Raw genomic sequence first — 22,125 nt, forward strand, 5'->3', positions numbered from 1 at the left:
CCGCGCCTTTCTTTAGAAAAAAGACTCAAGTCTGGCGGCGCGCTGCCGATAACAGGGAGACGGGGTGGCGCAGGCCGCCGTCCCGCCATGCCGTCATGTCATGCCGGTGGCCTGCCGCGCGATGCGGCCACCGTCCCCCGTTATTGAAGGAAGAGAAGCGCAATGAGTTTGAAGGATCTGAAAATCGGCACCCGCCTGGGGCTCGGCTTCGCGGTGCTGCTGCTGCTGATGGCGTTCATTGCGGGCACCGGCGTGCTGCGCCTCACGAACGTGGGCCAGGCGACCGACGAGATGGTGCAGGGCGCGCTCGTCAAGGAGCGGCTGGCGGCCGAATGGCTCAGCCTGCTCAAGTCGAACACGGTGGCGAACTACGCGATGGTCAAGACCACCGACCCCGAGGTGGCGGCCTATTTCGCCAAGCTCCAGGCGGCGGGTTCGGCGCGCATCACGCCGGCGCAGAAGCAGCTGGAAGCCATGCTCGCCACGCCGGAAGAAAAGGCGCTCTATGCCGCGGTGGTCGCGGCGCGCGTGGTCGTGCTCGAGACCGTGGGCACGCTCAACAAGCTCAAAGACGAGAAGAAGATCGACGAAGCCAATGTGCTGGTCGACACCAAGTTCAGCGCGGCGCTCGCCGTCTACGCCGGCGCCGTCGAAAACCTGGCCAACCACCAGCGCGAGAAGATCGACGCGGCCGCCAAGGGCATCGCGGCCGACCACACCGAAGGCCGCACCACGCTGCTCGTGCTGTCGGCCATCGCGCTGGCGCTGGCCGCGCTGTTCGCCTGGCGCCTCACGCTGGGCATCGTGCGTCCGCTGGGCCATGCGCTCGAAGTGGCCGAGACCGTGGCCGCAGGCGACCTGAGCGCGAACATCCGCGTGGACAGCCGCGACGAAGCGGGCCAGCTGATGCAGGCGCTGAAGGACATGAACGCGAATCTCGCCAAGGTGGTGGGTGAAGTGCGCACGGGCACGGAGACGATCGCCACGGCCTCGGGGCAGATCGCTTCGGGCAATCAGGACCTTTCGTCGCGTACCGAAGAGCAAGCCAGCTCGCTGGAGCAGACGGCCGCGTCGATGGAAGAGCTGACTTCGACGGTGAAGCAGAACGCGGACAACGCACGTCAAGCGAACCAACTGGCCGTCTCTGCTTCGGAAGTCGCAGTGAAGGGTGGCGCTGTCGTGTCGCAGGTCGTGGACACGATGGGCTCGATCAATGCATCTTCCAAGAAGATCGTCGACATCATTGGCGTGATCGATGGCATCGCATTCCAGACCAACATCCTGGCGCTGAATGCAGCGGTTGAAGCTGCCCGCGCGGGTGAACAAGGCCGAGGCTTTGCAGTCGTGGCCTCCGAAGTCCGCAGCTTGGCTCAACGTTCCGCAGCCGCCGCCAAGGAAATCAAGACCCTGATCGGCGACTCGGTGGAAAAGGTCGAAGAAGGCAGCAAGCAGGTCGCAGAAGCCGGCCGCACGATGGAAGAGATCGTAGGCAGCGTCAAACGCGTGACGGACATCATGGGCGAGATCACCGCGGCCAGCCAGGAGCAGACCTCGGGCATCGAACAGATCAACCAGGCGATCACGCAGATGGACCAGGTCACGCAGCAGAACGCGGCGCTGGTCGAGGAAGCGTCGGCCGCCGCGCAGTCGCTGCAGGAGCAGGCGGGCAGCCTGTCGCAGGTCGTCGGCGTGTTCCGCCTCGGCGGCAGCAGCAGCCACGGCAACGCGCTGGCCCTGGCCTGAAGGCGACGCACCGGCCATGCGTGTCAATCTGCCCGTCACCGACATCGAATACGAACTCTCGAAGGAAGAGGCCCTGGTGTCCCGCACCGACCTCAAGGGCCGCATCACCTACGTCAACCCGGCCTTCGTCGCGGCCAGCGGCTTCACGGCCGGCGAACTCCTGGGCAAGGCGCACAACATCGTGCGCCACCCCGACGTGCCGCCCGAGGCCTTCGCCGACCTGTGGCGCACGCTCGACCAGGGCCTGCCCTGGACCGGCCTGATCAAGAACCGGCGCAAGAACGGCGACTTCTACTGGGTGCTCGCCAACGTCACGCCGATCCGCCACCAGGGCCGCGTGGAGGGCTACATGTCCGTGCGCAGCCGTCCCGCGCGCGAGGACGTGGCCGCCGCCGATGCGCTCTATCGCCGCATGCGCGAGGGCGAGGCCAAGGGCCTCGAGCTGTTGCAGGGCGAAGTGGTGCGCAGCGGCTGGGCCCATCCGTTGGCGCGGCTGCGGCGCATCCCGGTGCGGCGCCGCGTGTTCGGCGTGACCGTCGCGGGGGCTGCGCTGTCAGCAGGCCTGGGCGCGCTGGGCTGGATGGAAGCGTCCCGCCTGACGGCAGCGTCCGGCGCGCACAGCTGGCTGCCCACCGCCGTGGCAGCGGGCAGCCTCGGCGCCGCGCTGGCCTGGCTGGGCCTCGGTGCGTTCCTCGGGCGCACGGTGTTCCGTCCGCTCGACGAAGCCATCGAGGTCGCACGCACCATCGCGGGCGGCGACCTCGTGCGCTTCACGGTGCGGCCGGGCGACGAGATCGCGGGGCTTCTGCGCGCGCTGAACCAGATGAGCGCCAACCTCTTCGCGATCGTCGCGGACGTGGGCGCGAACGTCGCGGGCGTGATGTCAGCGTCGAGCCAGATCGCCTCGGGCAACGAAGACCTGTCCTCGCGCACCGAGCAGCAGGCCAGCTCGCTGGAGCAGACGGCGGCGTCGATGGAAGAGCTGACCTCGACGGTGAAGCAGAACGCGGACAACGCCCTGCAGGCGAACCAGCTGGCCGTGTCCGCGTCCGAAGTGGCGGTGAAGGGCGGTGCCGTGGTGTCGCAGGTCGTGGACACGATGGGCTCGATCAACGCCTCGTCGAAAAAGATCGTCGACATCATCGGCGTGATCGACGGCATCGCGTTCCAGACCAACATCCTCGCGCTGAACGCGGCCGTCGAAGCCGCGCGCGCGGGCGAGCAGGGCAAGGGCTTCGCCGTGGTCGCGTCGGAAGTGCGCAGCCTCGCGCAGCGCTCGGCCGCGGCGGCGAAAGAAATCAAGACCCTCATCGGCGACTCGGTGGAGAAGGTCGAGGCGGGCAGCAAGCAGGTGGCCGAGGCCGGCCGCACCATGCAGGAGATCGTCGGCAGCGTGAAGCGCGTGACCGACATCATGGGCGAGATCACGACCGCGAGCCAGGAGCAGACCTCGGGCATCGAGCAGATCAACCAGGCCATCGCGCAGATGGACCAGGTGACGCAGCAGAACGCGGCGCTGGTCGAAGAAGCGTCGGCCACGGCGCAGTCGCTGCAGGAACAGGCGGAGGGCCTGGTCCGGGCCGCAGGGGTATTCAGGACCGGGGCGGGCGAGGGTGCCGGCGCCCGGGATGCGTATTGAACGAGGAGAAGAACACATGTTGAACAACACCAGAGACACATCGCCGCGATCGAACGGCGCGGCCCCGTCCGCGTCCGCCGTGGCCAACCGCCTGGAGGTCGTGACCTTCAAGCTCGGCGACGAGGAATACGGCATCGACATCCAGAAGGTGCAGGAGCTGCGCGGCTACGACGCCGTGACGCGCATCGCGAACGCGCCGGACTACATCAAGGGCGTGGTCAACCTGCGCGGCATCATCGTGCCGATCATCGACATGCGCATCAAGTTCGAGCTGGGCGCGCCCACCTACGACCAGTTCACGGTGGTGATCGTGCTGAACATCGCGGGCCGCGTGGTGGGCATGGTGGTGGACAGCGTGTCCGACGTGATCACGCTCACGGCCGAGCAGATCAAGCCGGCGCCCGAGATGGGCTCGGTGCTCGACACCGACTACCTGATCGGCCTGGGCACGCTGGATGAACGCATGCTGATCCTGGTGGACATCGACCGGCTGATGTCCAGCGAAGAAATGGGCCTCATCGAAGCCGCCGCCACCGTTTGAGGACCACCCCATGACATTCTTTTCGAACCTTCGCATCGGCACCCGCCTGACCCTTGCCTTCGCCATCGTGCTGGGGCTGACGCTCATCTCCAGCGCGGTGGGCCTGATGTCGGCGCACAAGAACGCCGAAGCCACGCGCATCATGATGCAGAGCCCGCTGGCCAAGGAGCGGCTCATTTCCGACTGGTACGTGCTGACCTACTCGGCCATCGCGCGCACCTCGATGATCGCGCGCACCACCGACGAGGCGCTGCCGATGCTGTTTGCCGACGTGATCTCCGAGAGCGTGAAGAAAGGCAGCGAGACCATGGCCAAGGTCGAGGCGCTGCTGGTCACCGACGAAGAGAAGGCGACCTACAAGTCCATCGTCGAGCTGCGCGCCAAGTACCAGGCCGCCAAGGACGAGGTGACCCGCGCCAAGGCCAGCGGCAACACGGTCGAGACCGTGCGCGCCTACCAGCTGTCGTTCCAGCCGGCCGCCAAGGCCTATGAGAACCGCGTGCTCGAGCTGCTGGCCATCGAACGCCGCGCCATCGACGACATGAGCCACGCCATCGACGCGGCGAATGCGAAGAGCTTCAACCTGCGCCTGCTGCTGACGGCGCTCACGGTGCTGCTGGGCGGCCTGTTCGCCTTCTTCATCTCGCGCAGCATCGTGCGTCCGCTGGCCAAGGCCGTGGGCGTGGCCGAGACGGTGGCCGCGGGCGACCTGAGCGCGAACATCCGCGTGGACAGCCGCGACGAGACCGGGCAGCTGATGCAGGCGCTGAAGGACATGAACGCGAATCTCGCCAAGGTGGTGGGTGAAGTGCGCACGGGCACGGAGACCATCGCCACGGCCTCGGGGCAGATCGCTTCGGGCAACCAGGACCTGTCGTCGCGCACGGAAGAGCAGGCCAGTTCGCTGGAGCAGACGGCCGCTTCGATGGAAGAGCTGACTTCGACGGTGAAGCAGAACGCGGACAACGCGCGGCAGGCAAACCAGCTGGCGGTCTCCGCTTCGGAAGTTGCCGTCAAGGGCGGCGCGGTCGTGTCGCAGGTCGTGGACACGATGGGTTCGATCAATGCATCGTCCAAGAAGATCGTCGACATCATCGGCGTGATCGATGGCATCGCGTTCCAGACCAACATCCTGGCGTTGAATGCGGCGGTTGAAGCGGCTCGTGCAGGTGAGCAAGGTCGCGGATTCGCAGTCGTGGCTTCTGAAGTCCGCAGCCTCGCCCAACGCTCCGCAGCCGCCGCCAAGGAAATCAAGACCCTGATCGGTGACTCGGTAGAAAAGGTCGAAGAAGGCAGCAAGCAGGTCGCCGAAGCCGGCCGCACGATGGAAGAGATCGTGGGCAGCGTCAAGCGCGTGACGGACATCATGGGCGAGATCACGGCCGCGAGCCAGGAACAGACCTCCGGCATCGAGCAGATCAACCAGGCGATCACGCAGATGGACCAGGTCACGCAGCAGAACGCGGCGCTGGTCGAAGAAGCTTCGGCCGCCGCACAGTCGCTGCAGGAACAGGCCGGCGCCCTCGTGCAGGCCGTGAGCGTCTTCAAGCTCGACGCGAACGCGGTCGCAACGACCCGCGCCAGCTTCACGCGCATCACGCCGATCCCCAAGCCGCCGAAGCCGACGCCCAAGCCGCGCGCCAAGGCGCTGCCCACGCGCCGTGAACCGACCGGCGCACCGCAGCTCGCCATGGCTGGCGACGCCAAGGGCGACTGGTCGGAGTTCTGAGCAAGTCGGTATGAGCGCACACGCCCTCAACTTTGGGCGCGCGCTGCCGATAACCATGGGGAGGCATCGCGTGATGCCGCTCCCCCACACCCCTTTGACAGGTAAAGCCTTATGTCCGGAAGCATGTTCTACACAGGTCTGAGCGGCCTCGCGGTCGCCCGCACCGCGCTGATGACCACGGCCCACAACACCGCCAACGTGTACACGGCCGGCTACAGCCGCCAGATCGCGCAGATCGCCTCCGCCGGCGGCATCGCCAGCGGCTCGGGTTTCATCGGCTCGGGCGCCAACGTGACGACCGTGTCGCGCAGCTACGACCGCTACCTCACGGCGCAGCTGGCCACCGCGCAGTCGCAGTCGGCCGCGCTGGCCACCAACGGCGTGCAGGTCAACCGCATCGACCAGCTGCTGGCCGACAAGACCTCGGGCATCGCGCCGCTGATGCAGAGCTTCTTCACCAGCGTGCAGGGCGTGGCCAACACGCCGGCCGACCCGGCCGCGCGCCAGCAGATGATCAGCGCGGCGCAGTCGCTGGCCAGCAAGTTCCGCGCGACCGACCAGTACCTGTCGGACCTGAACACCTCGGTCAACGAGCAGATCGTGGGCAGCGTGAGCCAGATCAACACCTACGCCGCCAAGATCGCCAGCCTGAACCAGCAGATCAGCCAGATGAGTGCGGTGGCCGGCGGCCAGGCACCGAACGACCTGCTCGACCAGCGCGACCAGCTCGTGAGCGAGCTGAGCCAGGTGGTCGACGTGCGCGTGCTGCAGCAGGACGACGGCAAGTACAACGTGTTCATCGCCACCGGCCAGTCGCTGGTGGTGGGCGACCATGCCTCCAAGATGGCGGCGGTGACGTCGTCGGCCGACCCCACGCGCCAGGTGGTGGCGCTGTCGGGCTTTGCCGGCAACACCGTCGAGCTGGACGACAGCGCCTTCACCGGCGGCGTGCTCGGCGGCCTCATGGCCTTCCGCAAGGACACGCTGATCCCCACGCAGAACGCCATCGGCCGGCTCGCCATGTCGGTGGCCGACGCGGTGAACGCGCAGCACAAGCTGGGCGTGGACCTGAACGGCGCGCTGGGCCAGAACTTCTTCTCGCAGGCCGTGCCGGGCACCATCGCCAATGCCGGCAACGCCGGCAACCTCGAGCTCGGCGCCACGCTGACCGATGCGTCCAAGCTCACCACGAGCGACTACAACGTGAGCGTCACCGACGTGGCGGGCACGCTCACCTACACGGTCACGCGGCTGTCGGACAAGACGCCGATGGGCAGCTTCACCACCTTCCCGATCAGCTTCGACGGCGTGAGCCTCACGGCCGCGAGCGGCACGGCGCAGGCCGGCGATTCGTTCCTGGTGCAGCCCACGCGCACCGGCGCGCGCGACCTCGAGGTGCTGGTGCGCGACCCGGCCAAGGTGGCGGCCGCCTCGCCCGTGATCACCGGCAACACCGCGGGCAACAAGGGCAGCGGCGCACTGGGCGCGGCCACCGTCGATGCCGCCTACCCGGGCTCGCCGCTGGCCGGCAACGTCACGCTGAGCTTCAACGCGGGCACCGGCACGCTGTCGGGCTTTCCGGCCGGCTCGGCCGTGACCGTCACGCGCGCCGACGGCACCGCCACCAGCTACCCGGCCGGCACGCCCGTGCCCTACACGGCCGGCGCGAAGATGAGCTTCGACGGCATCACCGTCGCCATGACGGGCGCGCCCGCGCAGGGCGACACCTTCACCATCGGCAAGAACACGGGCGGTGTCTCCGACGGCGGCAACGCGCTGCTGCTGGGTGCGCTGCAGCGCAAGACCACGATGTCGAACGGCACCGCGACCTTCAACGGCGCCTACTCGCAACTGGTGAGCGACGTCGGCAACCGCGCCATGTCGATCAAGGTGGCCGCCGTCACGCAGGACAGCGTGACCGGCCAGATCAAGGCCAGCCAGCGCGCGATTTCCGGCGTGGTGCAGGACGAGGAAACCGGCAACCTGCTGATGTTCCAGCAGATGTACCAGGCCAACGCCAAGGTGATCCAGACCGCCTCGGCGATGTTCGACGCCATCCTCGGCATCCGCAGCTAGTCGTTCACCTCCGCACAGATTCCAGGACCCGCGATGCGCATCAGCACCCAATCCTTCTACGAACAGAGCCTGCAGTCGATGGGCCTGCAGCAGCAGAAGCTGTTCAAGGTCCAGCAGCAGCTGGCGACCAACTCCAAGTTCCTGACGGCCGGCGACGACCCGGTGGGCGCGGCGCGCGCGCTGGGCGTGAGCCAGACGCTGGCGGAGGGCGCCCAGTTCACCACCAGCCGCCAGCGCGCGGCACTGGCGCTGTCGACCGAAGAGAACGCACTCGACTCGGTGACGTCGATCCTGCAGCACGTGAAGACGCTGGTCGTGCAGGCCGGCGGCGGCGGCCTGTCGGACGCCGATCGCGGCTCGCTTGCCACGGCCATCCAGAGCAGCCTGGAGCAGCTCGTGGGCGTGGCCAACAGCGACAACGGCAGCGGCCAGTACCTGTTCGCCGGCTTCAAGAGCGGCAGCCCGCCCTTCGTGATGGCCGCCGGCGGCGGCGTGCAGTACGTGGGCGACCAGGGCGAGCGGCTGATGCAGATCGACGTGGCGCGCCAGATGTCGACCTCGGACGACGGCCGCAGCATCTTCCAGTCGGTGCAGGGCGGTGCGGGCTACGTGACCTCGGGCTCACCTGCCAACACCGGCTCGGGCGTGTTCGGCGCGGTGAGCATCACCGACGCCACCGCACCGAACTACGGCAAGGATTTCACGATCCGCTTCACCGGCACCGACTACACGGTGATGACCAAGGACACGCCGCCCGTGGTGGCCGCGAGCGGCCCGTTCACCGCCGGCACGCCGATCTCGTTCGGCGGCGTGCAGATCGCCATCAGCGGCACGCCGGCCACCGGCGACAGCTTCGACGTGTCGACCGCGCAGAACGCCGGCACCGACATCTTCGCGGCCCTGGGCGAGCTGGTGAGCGCGCTGCGCGCACCGCTCAACGGCGGCGGCGCGGCGGCCCAGGCGCAGCTGCGCAATGCGTTGAGCACCGCTAACGTGAAGGTCACGAACGCACACGACAACGTGCTCACGGTGCTGTCGTCGGTGGGCTCGCGCCAGGTCGAGCTGCAGGCGCTCGACAGCGCGGGTGCGATGAACAAGCTGCAGGAAGAAAGCTACCTGTCGTCGATCGAGGACCTCGATCCGTACACGGCGATTTCCGAGTTCTACCAGCGGCAGTCGTCGCTGCAGGCGACGCAGATGACGTTTGCCAAGTTGAACAGCATTTCGCTTTTCAACTACCTGTGAGGGTGGGGTGGCCAGCGGCTGCGTGCTGGCCACCGGAGGGGGAAAGCCGATCGTCGCGATGGACGCGGGCAGAATGCGTCGACTGGCTGCCGTCGGTCGTCCGCCTGGCAGCTGCGCACCATCCCCACCTTCCTCGGAGAATCGATCCATGGCCGAACGTGCATATGGGGCACCGGCACCTGCGACCCGGACCACGCTGACTGGAGAGCGCTGGTACGGCAAGGACGTCGACCGGCAAACCTACACCGCCGTCCTGTTCAGCGATCTGGACATGACGGAGGCCAGGAACACCGGCTCGGTGTTCACCGACTGCACGTTCCGGAGCGCGCGCTTCAATGCGTCGGTCCACACGGATGCGGCTTTCGTCAATTGCACGTTTGTCGCCTGCAAGTTCTTCGACGCCAGCTTCATCGATTGCAAGTTCATCGGCAGCATGTTCGATGGCTGCATGTTCGAGGTGATGAAAGCGGTCGGCGGCGACTGGTCGTTTGCCGGCCTCCCGGGGGCCGACTTGCGCAAGGCGTCGTTCAACGGCACACGGATGCGCGAGGTCGACCTCACGGGCGCTCGGTGCGACGGCGGCGTTCTTCGCGATGTCGATCTGTCGGGGGCCTGGCTGCACAGCGCCAACTTCTCGCGCTGCGACCTGCGTGGCAGTGACCTGAGCGCACTCGAACCGCAGCACGTGCAGCTCCAAGGCGCAGTCATCACCGCCGTGCAAGCCTTGACCATCGCCGAGGCGCTGGGAATGGACGTCAGGCCGGAGGAATAGAAGCGAGACATCGCGGGTGCGATGAACACGAGGTAGGAAGCACGCTGCCTGCCGTTGGCGTGGGATTGCTTCTCCACTTGCGTCTTGCGAGGCGGGCCACCGGTTCCCGTGGCCTCCCACAAAAGCGGTATTTCGTTTGCGAATCGTCGGGCTAGATTCAGGCGCCATCCTGGAGGAGAAAAGCATGCCGATCGTTCGCACCCTGGCCCTGAGCGTCTTCCTGCTGGGCACGGCCTTGCCCGCCCTGGCTGCGAACGACGGCACCGACAGCCATTGCGTCATCGGCAAGGACAGCACGCTTTTCAACCAGTGCAACTACAGCGTCGACGTCGGCTTCTGCGTCGAGAACCCGCGGCAGACCAAGCACTTCTTCGACAGCTCCGAGGCCTTCCAGTGTCCCAACGGCGGACTCAGCACACTGGGCCCCGGCAAGAAGGAGGGCAACCTCCTGCACGGCACCGTGCACTGGTGGGCCTGCTCGACCAAGCACCGGGGCACGGGCCGGTGGCGGTATGTGGAGGGGCGAGGCTACCGGGGGTACTGCTTCTCCGAGAAGGAGGCGAAGGCCGTGAATCCTGCGCCCTCGCAGCGAACGCGCGCCTCATCTGAAGAATGCAAGGCGCTGCAGCAACGCGCCACGCAGGCCTCGGGCCCTGGCGCGGACCGGGTCCACAACTACACGATGATCGAGTACCTCGATCGCAGCTGTGGCAACCTGACACCCGAAGACCGCGCGGCCACGCGCAAGGTCTATCAGCAGGAATACGTGCGGCTCGTCTCCGAATGCAGGCATTCGGGCGCCAGGAACTGCGACTCGGCCGCCATGCCGAACGAGGCCGCGGCGCCGGAACGCCCGACGGTCCAGGCGGGCAGCGTCCCCGCGGCGAGAGCATCCTCGCGCAGCGAACCCTCCGTGGAAATGCTGATGTCGCGCTGCTCGGACGCCCTGCGGACCGCCATCGACACCTTCTATCAATCGGAGGTGGAGGCCGACCGCTACTACCGCCGCACGCACACCGGGTCTCGCGAGCGCGTGCAGGGCTGGATGACGGAAAAAGCCAGGGTCGAATACGCCGCAGGCGCGCTGGCCGTTCCGCCCCAGTCGCTGGCCGAGTACCACGCCGGAGCGCTGCAGGAGGCGGCGAGTCGGACCCGGCCGATGGGCAATGGCCTGCACGATCCCCACCGCGAACAGGCGCTGCTGCGGGCCTGCTACATGAAGGCCCGGCTCGACAGCCGCTAGAGGCCCCTGCGGGAGCGTCCTGTTCAGGCGCGGATGTGAAGGGGCGCGAACGACTTCACCAGGTCGTCCAATGCCTTCAGCTGCGTGAGGAAGGGCTCCAGCTGGTCCAGCGGCAGGGCGCTGGGACCGTCGCACTTGGCCTGCGCCGGGTCGGGGTGCGCTTCGAGAAAGAGGCCCGCCAGGCCCACCGCCAGGCCCGCACGCGCCAGCTCGGCCACCTGCTCGCGCCGCCCGCCGGAGGCGATGGCGTTGGCCTCGCGTTGCTGGAGCGCATGGGTCACGTCGAAGATGACCGGCAGGTTTCCGGTGACCTTCTTCATGGTGCCGAAGCCGAGCATGTCCACCACGAGGTTGTCGTAGCCGAAGCAGGTGCCGCGGTCGCACAGGATGACGGAGGAATTCCCCGCCTCCTTGAGCTTCTCCACGATGTTGAGCACCTGCGTCGGGCTCAGGAACTGGGGCTTCTTGACGTTGATGACCTTGCCGGTTTGGGCGAGCGCGACGACCAGGTCGGTCTGGCGGGCGAGAAACGCGGGCAGCTGCAGGACGTCCACCACTTCGGCGACGGGTTTCGCCTGCCAGGGCTCGTGCACGTCGGTGAGAACGGGCACGCCGAACGCCGCCTTGACGGCCTCGAAGATCTTCAGGCCCTCTTCCAGGCCGGGGCCCCGGTAGGAATGGATGGACGAGCGATTGGCCTTGTCGAAGCTCGCCTTGAAGACATAGGGAATGCCGAGCTTCTGGGTGACCCGCACGTACTCTTCCGCGGCACGCAGGGCCATGTCTTTCGACTCGAGGACGTTCACGCCGCCGAACAGGACAAAGGCACTGCTGTTGCTGACGGTGATGGCGGGGGTGATGGCGACGGTGGTCAAGGCGAGCTCCTCTGAAGTGTCTGTTGCCCCGCATTCTCGCGGTTCGGCTTCTGGCCCAGAATGGGCTACGGCCTGAACCTGCCTGGCCGATAGGGGCGGTGCACGAAAGCGACGCGGGGCCGGTGCGCCGTGATCCGCGTTAGGCTGCAGCGCACGCCATGAAAGTACTCTTCCCCAATCCCTTTGGCCGCGCACCGGCCTCCGCTCAGGCGGTCGACACGCTGCAGCGCCGCCTCGGTTTCTCGAACGCCTACGCCACCTTCCTGCGAACCCAGAACGGCTTCTCCCTGTACGAGATGGAACAGGCCGGCGACATCGCTGCCTATGTGCAGCCAGACGGCACGGCGAGCAGCGCGTCGCACGCCAACTTCCGGGTGCTCAACAGCTTCGGCGCATCGGACCCCCACTGCGACCTGGAGACACTGCAGGCCGAGAGCCTGCTGGCCGCCTGGTTTCTGGACATCGGCAGCGACCCTGCGGGCAACCCGTTCGTGGAGGTGCTGCACGGCCGGCACAAGGGCAGGATCGCCAGCCTCGACCACGACCTCTTTGCAGGCAAGCTGGACACGCAGGAATTTCTGGCCGACATGGAGCCGGCCCACCTCCCGTCGCTCAGCCTGGACGCGCAGGCCGATGCGCTGTGCGACGAAGCGCAGGGCCTGGTGTGGTTCCACGCCAGCGGCATGCAATCCTTCCTGGACCATTGCATCCACTGCGGCGACGATTTCTGGGGCTTCGTGGTGGACGAACGCGCGCCCTGACGCGGTCGGATCAGTTTCTCGCCACGCTCCTGAACGCCGCAGACAGTGCGTCCACGGCCTCCCGCGCCCGAGCCTCCCGGACCCGGGAGTGCAGCAGGACCGGCAGGCGCGGCAGGTCGGGCAGACCCAGCTTCGGCCCCACGTCGACGCAGCCCAGGGGCAGCATGCGCGGCGCCAAGGCCGCGACGCCCAGGCCGGCCATCACCGCCGCCGCCACGGCCGCGACGCCGCCCCCCACAAAGACTTCGGTCCACGGGATGCCGGCCGTGTCCAAAAGCTGCTCCGCCAGCGCGCGCACGCCGCAGGGCTGCGCCATCGTGGCCAGCGGCAGGGGCTCACCCACGCGGTGCAGCCAGCCCGCGGCAGCGAACCAGCCGAAGCGCTCCTGCGTCAGAAGCTTCCCGTCCGTGCGTCCGGCATGCAGCCGGACGATGACCGTGTCGAGTTCGCGTCGGTCGTAGCTCTGGAGCAGATCGCCCGACGAACCGATCCGGATATCGATCAGCAGCTGCGCGTCTTGCGCGTTCATGCGGGCGATCAGCGCGGGCAACTCCGGGCCCGCGACGTGGTCGCTGATGCCGATGGTCAGCCGCTGGCGGGCGCTCGCAAAGGCCGCCAGCGTGCGATCGTGGACCGCCAGGAGTTCCCGGGCATGTCCCAGGAAGGCGGCACCGCGCGCCGACAGTTCCACGTGCCGGGGTGTGCGCTCCAGAAGCCGGCAACCCAGCCTGTCTTCGAGGCGTTTCAGTTTCAGGCTGATCCCTGCCTGCGTGGTCTGCATGACTTCTGCGGCGCGCGTGAAGCTGCCCAGTTCGGTGATGCGAACGAAGGCCTGAACGGCATCGAGATCCAGCGGGCGGTCAGTCATGACAAAAGATTGTTATTGAGATAAGTATCAATAGCAAATCCGAATACATAACATCCGCTGTTCCAAGATGACCGGAGTAGCGATGCCCACCATTCATATCTCGATGCGCGCGGGAAAGCCAGAGGCGTACCGGCAGGCGATCTTCGACAGCCTCTATCGCGCCCTGCGCGACACGTTGAACGTGCCGCAAGACGACCAGTTCATGACGATCACCGAGCACGAGGCCGCCAACTTCCGATATGGAGGCGCCTTTGGCGTCGCGCGCAGCGACGATCTCCTGTACATCCAGATCACCGTTTTCAACACGCGCACCGCGCAGCAGAAGAAGGCGCTGTTCCAGCGCATTGCGCAGCTGCTGGCCGAGAGTCCGGGGATACGGCCGGAGGATGTGTTCGTGACCCTGGCCGATGCACCCAGGGAGAACTGGTCCGTCGGGCATGGGCTGGCGCAATTTGCCTGAGGAATGGCTGCTTCAGCCTCCAAAAGAAAGCCTGCATCCATCGCGCGATTCCAGAAAACTGGCGGACGGAATTTGAAAGAGGCCGGCTTCCTCTTCCCGACCGGACGCTTGCTGACAACGCCACAGACCGCGCGCCTACTTCGCCAGGAGCGACGCAATCGCCGGCCCGGCCAGGCCGATGGTGGCACCCAGTGCATCGGCGTGGCCGTTGGGACTGTTCATCTCGACATACTCTGCCGGCGTGCCTTGCGCCTTGAGGATCTCCACGGCGCGTTTGGACAGGAGCGGCGGAAAGATCTGGTCCGAGCTGATGCCCACGAACAGCGACCTGGCCTTGATGCGTTCTGGTTTGGCGCTGGGCAACTGCAAGGCCTTCAGCGTGTACAGCCAGCTGTTGGCGTCCATGCCCCTGGCACGCGCTTCGCCGATCTTCTCGAGGGTGGCATCGACCGCAAACTGGTTCGCGGCCGCTTCGCCGGGGTTCTTGCCCGGGTCGGCCCACTTCTGGCCGAAGGCCTTGTCGGCCCAGGCGAAGCTGAGCGCGTCGAGCGTGACCAGCCGCATGGCCTGCGTCATGCCTGCCAGCGGTTCGGCCTTGCCGTGGTAGTCGCCGTGGGCCCAGTTCGGGTCCAGCCGCACGGCCGCGCCCCACGAGCTCATCTTGGCGATGGCGTAGGCCGGGCTGTCGACGCCAGGTCCCACGATGGACACCAGGCGTTGCACGCGCTCCGGGTAGGCCGAGGCCCATTCCACCGACATCCAGGCGCCGGCCGACGCGCCCGCCACGGCGTAGAGGGTTCGAATGCCCAACGCATCGAGCAGGGCCTTCTGCACCTCCACCGTGTCCCGCGCCGCCAGCACCGGGAAGCGCGGACCATACGGTTTGCCGGTGGCGGCGTCGATGCTGGCCGGGCCGGTGCTGACGACGGTGGCCGATGCGCGATTGGGGTTGGCCAGCGCGTCGGTCGCGATGACGAAGAACCGATCGGTGTCGATCGGCAGGCCGGCGCCGATGATCGTGTCCCAGTAACCCGGCGCGGCGTCGCTCGCCGCATACCGGCCGGCGGCGTGCGAGGTGCCGGTGATGAAGTGATTGATGAGGATCACGTTGTCTCGCGCCGCATTCAGACGGCCATAGGTTTCATAGCCGATGCGCACGCCCTTGATGACCTGGCCGTTCACGGTCGTGTAGGTGGGCAGGTTGAACACCTGCTTTTCCACGATGCCGTCGAAGGCCTGTGCGTTCGTCGTGACGAGGGCGGCACAGACGGCGGCCGCGGCGCAAAGCAGCGTGTGCGAAAGAGAAGAAGATCGTTGCATGGGGACTCCCGGGTGGTGAGGCCCGCACTGTCGGCGGCCGCAGCCAGGCGCGCATCCGGTTTGGCGCCCAAACGCCCGGTGGAGGGCATCAACGGTCGTGAGGCGGCATCGAGCGGTCGCCGTTCGGTCCCCTCAAACGACGGCTCGAGGACAAACTCGCCCCACCGGCCCTCGATCGGTGGCGGCATGGCGTGCCAACCTCTACAGTGGCGCGATGCATGCAGCCGACGGCCCCCCGTGATCCGCGTTGATTCACCCATTCCCGCCCGCTGGCTGGGCGCCGTGCGGCTGACGGCCGGCGCGTTCCTGCTGTGCGCGATCGCGGCCGGGCTGCTCTTCTGGGCCGCTCCTGCGCTCGAAACACCGGCGCGCCTGTTCGTCTTCGTCGAATGCGTCGGCATGGTGTTCATCGCGTGCGTCGCGGTGCTGGGCCGCTTTGGACGACTGCGGCGAATGCAGGCGCTGCCCCGTTGGCTTCTGACCGGCGCGATCGCCATCCCGACGGGGTACTTCGGGGGGCACCTGGTCGCGCTCCTGATCCTGGACGAACCGATCGGCCGCGTCGTGGGCCATGACAGCGACTACATGGTGGCGTTCGCCTTCGGCCTGGTGCTGGCCCTGTTCGTCCTCTACGTCGCTGCGACGCGTGACCAGCTTGCCAAGGAGGCGGTCGCCCGGTCCGACGCCCAGCGCCTGGTCACCGAATCGGAACTGCGGCTGCTGCGCGCGCAACTCGAACCCCACATGCTGTTCAACACGCTGGCGACTCTGCGCTCGCTCGTCGACGAAGACCCGCGACAGGCCGAGCGCATGATCGACCAGCTGATCGTCTACCTGCGCAGCACGCATGCAGCGTCACGCGACGAGGTGACGACGCTGCAGTCGGAGTTCGCCCAGCTGAGGGCGTACCTCGACATCATGTCCTTGCGCATGGGCCCCAGGCTGGCCTACCGGCTCGACCTGCCCGCCGAGCTGGAGCGGATCGCCATCCCGCCGATGCTGTTGCAGCCGCTGGTCGAGAACGCCATCAGGCACGGCCTGGAGCCGAAGTTGGGCGCAGGGGGCGTCGAAGTGCTGGCACGTTCGATCGAGGGCGGCATCGAGGTCGCTGTGGACGATTCCGGTCTGGGCTTGTCGCCGCACCTGCCCGCTTCGGGTGGCGACGAGGTCTGTGGGGCCGGACTGAAAAATGTGCGTGATCGCCTCCAGACCCGCTATGGCTTGCGTGCGTCCCTGTCTCTGCAAGCGCGATCGCCGTGCGGCGTTCGCGCGGTCGTGAGGATTCCATCGTGAGCGCGTGGCGCGGCGTGATTGCCGAAGATGAACCGGTGCTGTCGCGAACACTGCAGCGCTTGTTGCACGAAGCCTGGCCCGAGCTGGAGATCGTGGGCGTCGCCGAAGATGGCCTGAAGGCGATCGAGCTGGCCCAGACCCTGGCGCCCGATGTGATGTTCCTGGACATCAAGATGCCGGGCAAGACTGGCCTGGAAGTCGCCGAGTCCGTCGCTGACGAGTGGCCCGACGACCAGGCCGAACCACTCTTCGTCTTCATCACCGCGTACGACAATTTTGCGATCTCGGCGTTCGAGCATGCGGCGATGGACTACATGCTCAAGCCGGCGACGCTCGAACGCCTGCAGGTCTGCGTGCAACGCCTGAAGCACAGGTTGCACGAGCGCGCCCGGACACCGGTGGCCGGTGGCATGGCGGCCCTGATGGAGCGCGTGCAGTCGATCACCGATCCGGCGGACGCGCCCGAAAAGATCAAGGTCATCCGCGCAGGCGTCGGCAACACCGTGCGGATGATTCCGGTCTCGGAGGTGATCTGCCTGGAAGCCGCCGAGAAGTACGTCAATGTCGTCACGGCCCAGGGCGAGGCGCTGGTGCGCATGAGCCTGCGCGATCTGGTGTCGCGGATCGACGCCACCGACTTCACGCAGGTGCATCGCGGCGTGCTCGTCAACACCCATTGCGTCGTGAGCGCCACCCGCGACGAGAACGGGCGCTACAGCCTGTCGGTGCGGGGCCTGGCGCGATCGCTCAAGGTCAGCCGGGCGTTCGGGCACCTGTTTCGCGCGATGTAGCGGGAGCAGGCTTGTTGATGGCGAGGGCCGGGGTCATCGTCTCGGGGCGCGCAGCCTCGCAATGCCGAAGCCCAAGGCCACTGCGACGCACAAGAATGCCAGCACGGCCAGCCAGGTGGATTGGGTGAAGTAATAGGCGCCCAAGGCCGCACCCGCCGCCACGAAGGCGCCCAGCCATTCCAGGGCGGGGTCGAGCCAGCTCTTGGCCGCGTGCGCCTTGGGTTCCGCGAACGCGCGATCGTGTTCGTCGATCTGCTGTGCGGTCGGCGGTCTGCGAGCCTTCCTTTGTCGCGGGTCGGGGAAGTGTTCTCGCAACGCCGGCGTGGGCCAGGCGCCATCGCTGGATGACGCGAGGCCGCTCAAGGTCCAGACCGGGTCCGCATCGTGCCTCGCAAGATCCGACATCAGGCTTTCGAGCGCCTTGCCGTTGTGGAGACCGTCGATGTCCTCAAGATCGGCGCGCAGCCATGGCTCGGCGTCGGCCGCATCTGGCAAGCCGGAGGTGCGCAGCAGGAGGTAGTCCCCGAAGTGCTGCGCAATCAGTGCTTCAAAGGACGCGTAGATCGGGCGGTAGCGTTCTCCGACGGCGCCGAGGATCGCTTCACGCCGCTCCGTCAGCCGCGCAACCGCTGCGGGCTTGTCAATGACGAGGTAGGGGTAGGTCGCGTCGGCGCCGAAATCCTCGATGCATTCCTCGCGGTCGACGGCCGAGGCTTCGTCATCGATGTCGTATTCGTCGATGAAGCGCGCATGCCGGATGTCGCTGGTGCTGAAGAGTGCCCGCCAGAACAGCGGGAAGAACGCGTTGGCCTCCAGCTCGGCGCCATGGCCGAAGAAGCTGCGCCATTCGTTGCGGCTGCCTTCCGGCATCCGGGGCAGGGAGGAGCTGGACAGATAAATGGGGTGTGACATGCGCGACCTTCCGTGTTGCGGCCGGAATCATCTTAGTGGGAGCGGCGCGCCATCCCGTGACCCTGCAGTCCTTCAAACCAGCCGACTGGCCGCAAGCAGCCCTTCAACCCTCAGCGCCGCAGCCCCTGCGTGAACCGCAGCATGTTCGAGAGCGACTCCGCAAACCGCGGCTCCAGGAACGCCGCCAGGTGCGGCATCAGCAGCTGCAGCATCACCAGCCCCGCCAGCAGCGTGAGCGGAAAGCCCACTGCGAAGATGCTGAACTGCGGCGAGGCGCGGTTCAGGATGCCCATGGCGAGGTTGAGCGTGAGCAGCGCGGTGATCAGCGGCAGCGCCAGCAGCAGGCCGCTTGCGAAGATGTCGCCGCCCGCGAGCACCAGGAACATCCAGCCGCCGGCCGCGAGCGGCGCGTCGGCGATGGGCAGCGTGTGAAAGCTCGCGGCCAGCGCTTCCAGCATGAGCAGGTGGCCGTCCAGCGCCATGAAGATCAGCATCGCCAGCATGTTCAGCAACCGGGACACCACCATCGTGCTGCCGTGGCTCATGGGGTCGAAGAAGGACGCGAACGACAGCCCCATCTGCAGGCCGATGTATTCGCCCGCGGCCAGCACGGCCGTGAAGATGAGCCGCATCGAGAAGCCCATGGCGGCACCGATCAGCACTTGCTGCACGATGATCCAGAGGCCGCCTGCCGACACCACGGGCACCGCCGGCAGCGGCCCGAGGGTGGGCGAGATCACCAGCGTCAGCACGGCGGCGATGCCGACCTTCACCTGCCGCGTCGCCCAGGGCTCGCCGAACACCGGCGCGGTGGAGACCATGGCCAGCATGCGAACGAAGGGCCAGAGGAAGGCCACCAGCCAGGCCTCGAGCTGGCCCGAGGTGACGGAAAAGACCGAGGGCGTCACGCCAGCATCTGCGGGATGCTGGCGAACAGGGCGCGCATGTAGTCGAGCATGCGGTCGAGCATCCACGGCCCGGCGATGACCAGCGTCGCGAACACGGCGAGCAGCTTGGGAATGAAGGACAGCGTGGCCTCGTTGATCTGCGTGGCCGCCTGGAAGATGCTGACCACCAGGCCGATCACCAGCGCCACCAGCAGGAGCGGTGCGCCCAGCAGCAGCGAGATTTCCATGGCCCGGTGGCCCATGGTCATGACGGATTCGGGCGTCATAAATAGAAGCTCTTCGAGAGCGCGCCGATCAGCAGCTGCCAGCCGTCGGCCAGCACGAACAGCATCAGCTTGAAGGGCAGCGCGATGGACGCGGGCGGCACCATCATCATGCCCATCGACATCAGCACGCTCGCCACCACGAGGTCGATGATGAGAAAGGGAATGAAGATGGTGAAGCCGATCTGGAACGCCGTCTTCAGCTCGCTGATGACGAAGGCCGGCAGCAGGATGCGCAGCGGCACGTCTTCGGGCCCCTGCATCTCGGGCGCCTTGGCGAGCCGAGCGAACAGCGCCAGGTCGGTCTCGCGCGTCTGCTTGAGCATGAAGGTCTTGAAGGGCGCGATGCCGCGCTCCAGCGCTTTTTCGGCGCTGAGCTTGCTTTCCGAGAACGGCACGTAGGCCTCGGTGTAGGCCTTGTCGAACACCGGCGACATCACGAAGAAGGTGAGGAACAGCGACAGCCCCACCAGGATCTGGTTGGGCGGCGAGGTCTGCGTGCCGATGGCGGTGCGCAGCAGGCCCAGCACGATGAGGATGCGCGTGAAACTGGTCATCGACAGCAGCAGCGCGGGCAGGAAGGTGAGCGAGGTCAGCAGCACCAGCGTCTGCACGCTCAGCGACCAGGTCTGGCTGCCGCCGGGGCCCGGCGTGCTCGTGAGGCCGGGCAGACCTTGGGTCCACGCGGCGGCGGGCAGCGTGGCGGCGAGCAGCAGCAAGGCGGTGCGCAGGCCGCGGTGCAGGGCAGGGCGCGTCATGGGGCGGTGCGCGCCTTGCCCGCGAGGGAGTCGCGCAGCTTCTGGGCGAACAGGCCCACCGGGTTCTGTGGCGACATGGGTGTGACTGCCGCAGGCGTTGCCTGGGCCGGCAGCGTGTGCAGCGTGCGGACCTGGCTGCTGGTGACGCCCAGCACCAGCCACTGGCCGGCCACGTCCACCACGACCACGCGCTCGCGCGGGCCGACCATGGCGGTGGACACCACCTTCACCACCTGGCCGCCGCCCAGCCGCTGCAGGCCGAAGCGCCGCGCCAGCCACGCGCACAGGAAGATCAGGCCGACGACCGCCGCCATGCCGAAGCCCGCCTGCAGCAGGCCCGCGCCGCCGACCGCAACGGGCGGCGCGGCTTCGCGCACCGGCGTGGGCACGGTGGGCAGCGCTGCATGTGCTGCATGAAAGCCCAGTGCGAGCAGAGCGGCGCCCCGCGCGAGCAGCGAAGACACCCGCGCCAGGTTCATGCGCGCGCGAGCTTCTGCATGCGCTCGGAGGGCGTGACGATGTCGGTCAGGCGGATGCCGTACTTCTCGTTCACCACTACCACCTCGCCCTGCGCAATGAGGTAGCCGTTGATCAGCACGTCCAGCGGCTGGCCGGCCAGGCCGTCGAGCTCGACCACCGAGCCCTGCGACAGCTGCAGCAGGTTCTTGATGGTGATGCGCGTGCGGCCGATCTCGGCGGTGAGCTGCACCGGCACGTCGAGCACGCGCGCGATGTCCACGGGCGTGGCGGACGATGCAGCCGGTGCATCCTGGATCTGCTGGAAGACCTGCGCCGTTGCAGGTGCCACGGCCGGGTCGGGCGCGGGCGCGCTGGCCGCGGTCTGCTCGGCCAGTGCGCTGGCCCAGTCGTCCGCGTCGCTGGCGGCAGAGGTGTTGTCAGTCATGGTCGTTCTTCGAATCGCTGTCTTGGTGGGAGATCATGTGTTGCACGCGCAGGGCGTAGCGCTCGTTGGAGGTGCCGTAGCCGCAGGCCATCACGGGCACGCCGCCGACCTTGGCGACCACCGTCGCCGGCAGCTCGATGGGAATCACGTCGCCCACGCGCAGCTTCATCACCTCGCCCAGCGTCGAGGGCATGGTCACGAAGTCGGCGGTGAGCTCGACGTCGGCGGCCTGCATCTGGCGCGACATCTGCGTGACCCAGCGCTTGTCGACCTCGACCTCGTCCTGGATCGGGTTGGACAGCAGGTCGCGGATCGGCTCGATCATCGAGTAGGGCAGGCACACATGCAGAAAGCCGCCGATGGGGCCGAACTCGATCTGCAGCGTGGTGTTGATCACCACCTCGTTGGGCGCCACGATGTTGGCGAGCTTGCCGTGCATCTCGGCGCGCACGTAGTCGAAGGCCAGCGGAAACACCGGCTGCCAGGCGTCGCCATAGCACTGCAGCGACAGGTCGAGCAGGCGCTTGATGATGCGCTGCTCGGTGCGCGTGAAGTCGCGCCCTTCCACGCGCACGTGGTAGCGCCCGTCGCTGCCGAACAGGTTGTCCACCACGAGGAACACCAGCTTCGGGTCGAACACGAAGAGGGCGGTGCCGCGCAGCGGCTTCATGTGGACCATGTTGATGTTCGCGGGCACCGGCAGGTGCCGCACGAACTCGCCGAACTGCTGGATCTGCACCGGCCCCACCGAGATGTCGGGGCTGCGGCGCATGAAGTTCAGCAGCGCGCTGCGCAGGCCGCGCGCAAAGCGGTCGTTGATGACCTCCAGCGTGTGCATGCGGTTGCGCACCACGCGGTCGGGCGCACCGAGGTCGTAGGCCGGCAGGCCGTCGGGCGGCGGCGCGGGCGCGGCGGCCTGGTCGAGGTCGCCGCCGGTGACGCCCTGCAGCAGGGCATCGACCTCGTCCTGGGAGAGCACCTGTTCATACGCCATGGATCGCGGGTCCGCAAACGGGCATCGTCG

Annotated in this window: 22 protein-coding genes; 12 read left to right on the forward strand and 10 right to left on the reverse strand. The window is 67.3% G+C overall.

The features are described 5' to 3' along the window. The first annotated feature begins 162 nt into the window (after positions 1–162). The 8 genes from AC07YS_RS05600 (at position 163) to AC07YS_RS05635 (ending at position 10,988) form a co-directional block, all read left to right on the forward strand. On the forward strand, positions 163–1,743 hold the full coding sequence (locus AC07YS_RS05600; RefSeq protein ID WP_495267344.1) for a methyl-accepting chemotaxis protein: 1,581 nt from the start codon (positions 163–165) through the stop codon (positions 1,741–1,743). Positions 1,744–1,759: 16 nt separating this feature from the next. Then, positions 1,760–3,382 (forward strand): methyl-accepting chemotaxis protein, encoded by a 1,623-nt coding sequence (locus tag AC07YS_RS05605; RefSeq protein ID WP_495267343.1) that lies wholly within the window; start codon positions 1,760–1,762, stop codon positions 3,380–3,382. Positions 3,383–3,398: 16 nt separating this feature from the next. After that, positions 3,399–3,923: a chemotaxis protein CheW gene (locus AC07YS_RS05610; RefSeq protein WP_255221027.1), complete on the forward strand. Its 525-nt coding sequence runs from the start codon at positions 3,399–3,401 to the stop codon at positions 3,921–3,923. Positions 3,924–3,933: 10 nt separating this feature from the next. After that, complete coding sequence (locus AC07YS_RS05615; protein WP_159278095.1) at positions 3,934–5,652, forward strand: methyl-accepting chemotaxis protein; 1,719 nt, start codon at positions 3,934–3,936, stop codon at positions 5,650–5,652. Between the two features lie 123 nt (positions 5,653–5,775). Continuing rightward, complete coding sequence (flgK, locus tag AC07YS_RS05620) at positions 5,776–7,728, forward strand: flagellar hook-associated protein FlgK (RefSeq protein WP_495267342.1); 1,953 nt, start codon at positions 5,776–5,778, stop codon at positions 7,726–7,728. A 33-nt stretch (positions 7,729–7,761) separates the two neighbouring features. Continuing rightward, positions 7,762–8,973, forward strand: coding sequence for a flagellar hook-associated protein FlgL (gene flgL, locus AC07YS_RS05625; protein WP_495267341.1), 1,212 nt, complete (start codon positions 7,762–7,764; stop codon positions 8,971–8,973). A 148-nt stretch (positions 8,974–9,121) separates the two neighbouring features. Continuing rightward, positions 9,122–9,745, forward strand: a complete 624-nt coding sequence (locus AC07YS_RS05630) for a pentapeptide repeat-containing protein (protein WP_495267340.1) — start codon at positions 9,122–9,124, stop codon at positions 9,743–9,745. 184 nt (positions 9,746–9,929) lie between these two features. After that, positions 9,930–10,988: a hypothetical protein gene (locus tag AC07YS_RS05635; protein ID WP_495267339.1), complete on the forward strand. Its 1,059-nt coding sequence runs from the start codon at positions 9,930–9,932 to the stop codon at positions 10,986–10,988. A 23-nt stretch (positions 10,989–11,011) separates the two neighbouring features. Here AC07YS_RS05635 and kdsA read toward each other — a convergent pair whose 3' ends face one another. Further along, positions 11,012–11,863 carry a 3-deoxy-8-phosphooctulonate synthase gene (gene kdsA / locus AC07YS_RS05640; RefSeq protein WP_495267338.1) on the reverse strand — a complete coding sequence of 284 codons (852 nt, stop codon included), beginning with the start codon at positions 11,861–11,863 and terminating at the stop codon, positions 11,012–11,014. Positions 11,864–12,021: 158 nt separating this feature from the next. Here kdsA and AC07YS_RS05645 point away from each other — a divergent pair, with 158 nt between their 5' ends. Then, positions 12,022–12,624, forward strand: coding sequence for an SMI1/KNR4 family protein (locus AC07YS_RS05645; RefSeq protein ID WP_495267337.1), 603 nt, complete (start codon positions 12,022–12,024; stop codon positions 12,622–12,624). A gap of 10 nt (positions 12,625–12,634) precedes the next feature. Here AC07YS_RS05645 and AC07YS_RS05650 read toward each other — a convergent pair whose 3' ends face one another. Further along, the gene (locus tag AC07YS_RS05650) at positions 12,635–13,492 is read right to left on the reverse strand and encodes a LysR family transcriptional regulator (protein ID WP_495267336.1); all 858 of its coding nucleotides are present in this window, start codon (positions 13,490–13,492) and stop codon (positions 12,635–12,637) included. Between the two features lie 82 nt (positions 13,493–13,574). Here AC07YS_RS05650 and AC07YS_RS05655 point away from each other — a divergent pair, with 82 nt between their 5' ends. Next, positions 13,575–13,952, forward strand: coding sequence for a tautomerase family protein (locus AC07YS_RS05655; RefSeq protein WP_062469294.1), 378 nt, complete (start codon positions 13,575–13,577; stop codon positions 13,950–13,952). A 135-nt stretch (positions 13,953–14,087) separates the two neighbouring features. Here the strand turns inward: AC07YS_RS05655 and AC07YS_RS05660 are convergent, their stop codons facing one another. Continuing rightward, a complete protein-coding gene (locus tag AC07YS_RS05660; protein WP_495267335.1) occupies positions 14,088–15,272 on the reverse strand; it encodes an alpha/beta fold hydrolase in 1,185 nt (394 codons plus the stop codon). A gap of 237 nt (positions 15,273–15,509) precedes the next feature. On the opposite strand from AC07YS_RS05660, the gene AC07YS_RS05665 reads away from it, so the two are divergent. After that, entirely contained in the window at positions 15,510–16,565 is a 1,056-nt protein-coding gene (locus AC07YS_RS05665; RefSeq protein WP_495267334.1) for a sensor histidine kinase, read from the forward strand. Further along, positions 16,562–17,356, forward strand: a complete 795-nt coding sequence (locus AC07YS_RS05670; protein ID WP_495267333.1) for a LytR/AlgR family response regulator transcription factor — start codon at positions 16,562–16,564, stop codon at positions 17,354–17,356. Before AC07YS_RS05665 ends, AC07YS_RS05670 begins: the two co-directional genes overlap by 4 nt. Before the next feature lie 33 nt (positions 17,357–17,389). Here AC07YS_RS05670 and AC07YS_RS05675 read toward each other — a convergent pair whose 3' ends face one another. The 7 genes from AC07YS_RS05675 to fliM all read right to left on the reverse strand — a co-directional run bounded on the left by AC07YS_RS05675 (position 17,390) and on the right by fliM (position 22,095). Continuing rightward, positions 17,390–18,268: a hypothetical protein gene (locus tag AC07YS_RS05675; RefSeq protein ID WP_495267332.1), complete on the reverse strand. Its 879-nt coding sequence runs from the start codon at positions 18,266–18,268 to the stop codon at positions 17,390–17,392. Positions 18,269–18,378: 110 nt separating this feature from the next. Then, a complete protein-coding gene (gene fliR, locus AC07YS_RS05680; protein ID WP_492734244.1) occupies positions 18,379–19,176 on the reverse strand; it encodes a flagellar biosynthetic protein FliR in 798 nt (265 codons plus the stop codon). Beyond that, on the reverse strand, positions 19,173–19,442 hold the full coding sequence (gene fliQ, locus AC07YS_RS05685; protein ID WP_062469313.1) for a flagellar biosynthesis protein FliQ: 270 nt from the start codon (positions 19,440–19,442) through the stop codon (positions 19,173–19,175). Before fliQ ends, fliR begins: the two co-directional genes overlap by 4 nt. Next, positions 19,439–20,197: a flagellar type III secretion system pore protein FliP gene (gene fliP, locus AC07YS_RS05690; RefSeq protein ID WP_495267331.1), complete on the reverse strand. Its 759-nt coding sequence runs from the start codon at positions 20,195–20,197 to the stop codon at positions 19,439–19,441. The genes fliQ and fliP overlap by 4 nt, the downstream gene beginning before the upstream one ends. Continuing rightward, a complete protein-coding gene (fliO, locus tag AC07YS_RS05695; protein WP_495267330.1) occupies positions 20,194–20,676 on the reverse strand; it encodes a flagellar biosynthetic protein FliO in 483 nt (160 codons plus the stop codon). The genes fliP and fliO overlap by 4 nt, the downstream gene beginning before the upstream one ends. Beyond that, the gene (gene fliN / locus AC07YS_RS05700; protein WP_062469325.1) at positions 20,673–21,101 is read right to left on the reverse strand and encodes a flagellar motor switch protein FliN; all 429 of its coding nucleotides are present in this window, start codon (positions 21,099–21,101) and stop codon (positions 20,673–20,675) included. The genes fliO and fliN overlap by 4 nt, the downstream gene beginning before the upstream one ends. Next, the gene (gene fliM / locus AC07YS_RS05705; RefSeq protein WP_062469328.1) at positions 21,094–22,095 is read right to left on the reverse strand and encodes a flagellar motor switch protein FliM; all 1,002 of its coding nucleotides are present in this window, start codon (positions 22,093–22,095) and stop codon (positions 21,094–21,096) included. Before fliM ends, fliN begins: the two co-directional genes overlap by 8 nt. Positions 22,096–22,125 lie beyond the last annotated feature (30 nt).

This window comes from Variovorax sp. GW458-11-26-14-LB1, assembly GCF_059423965.1.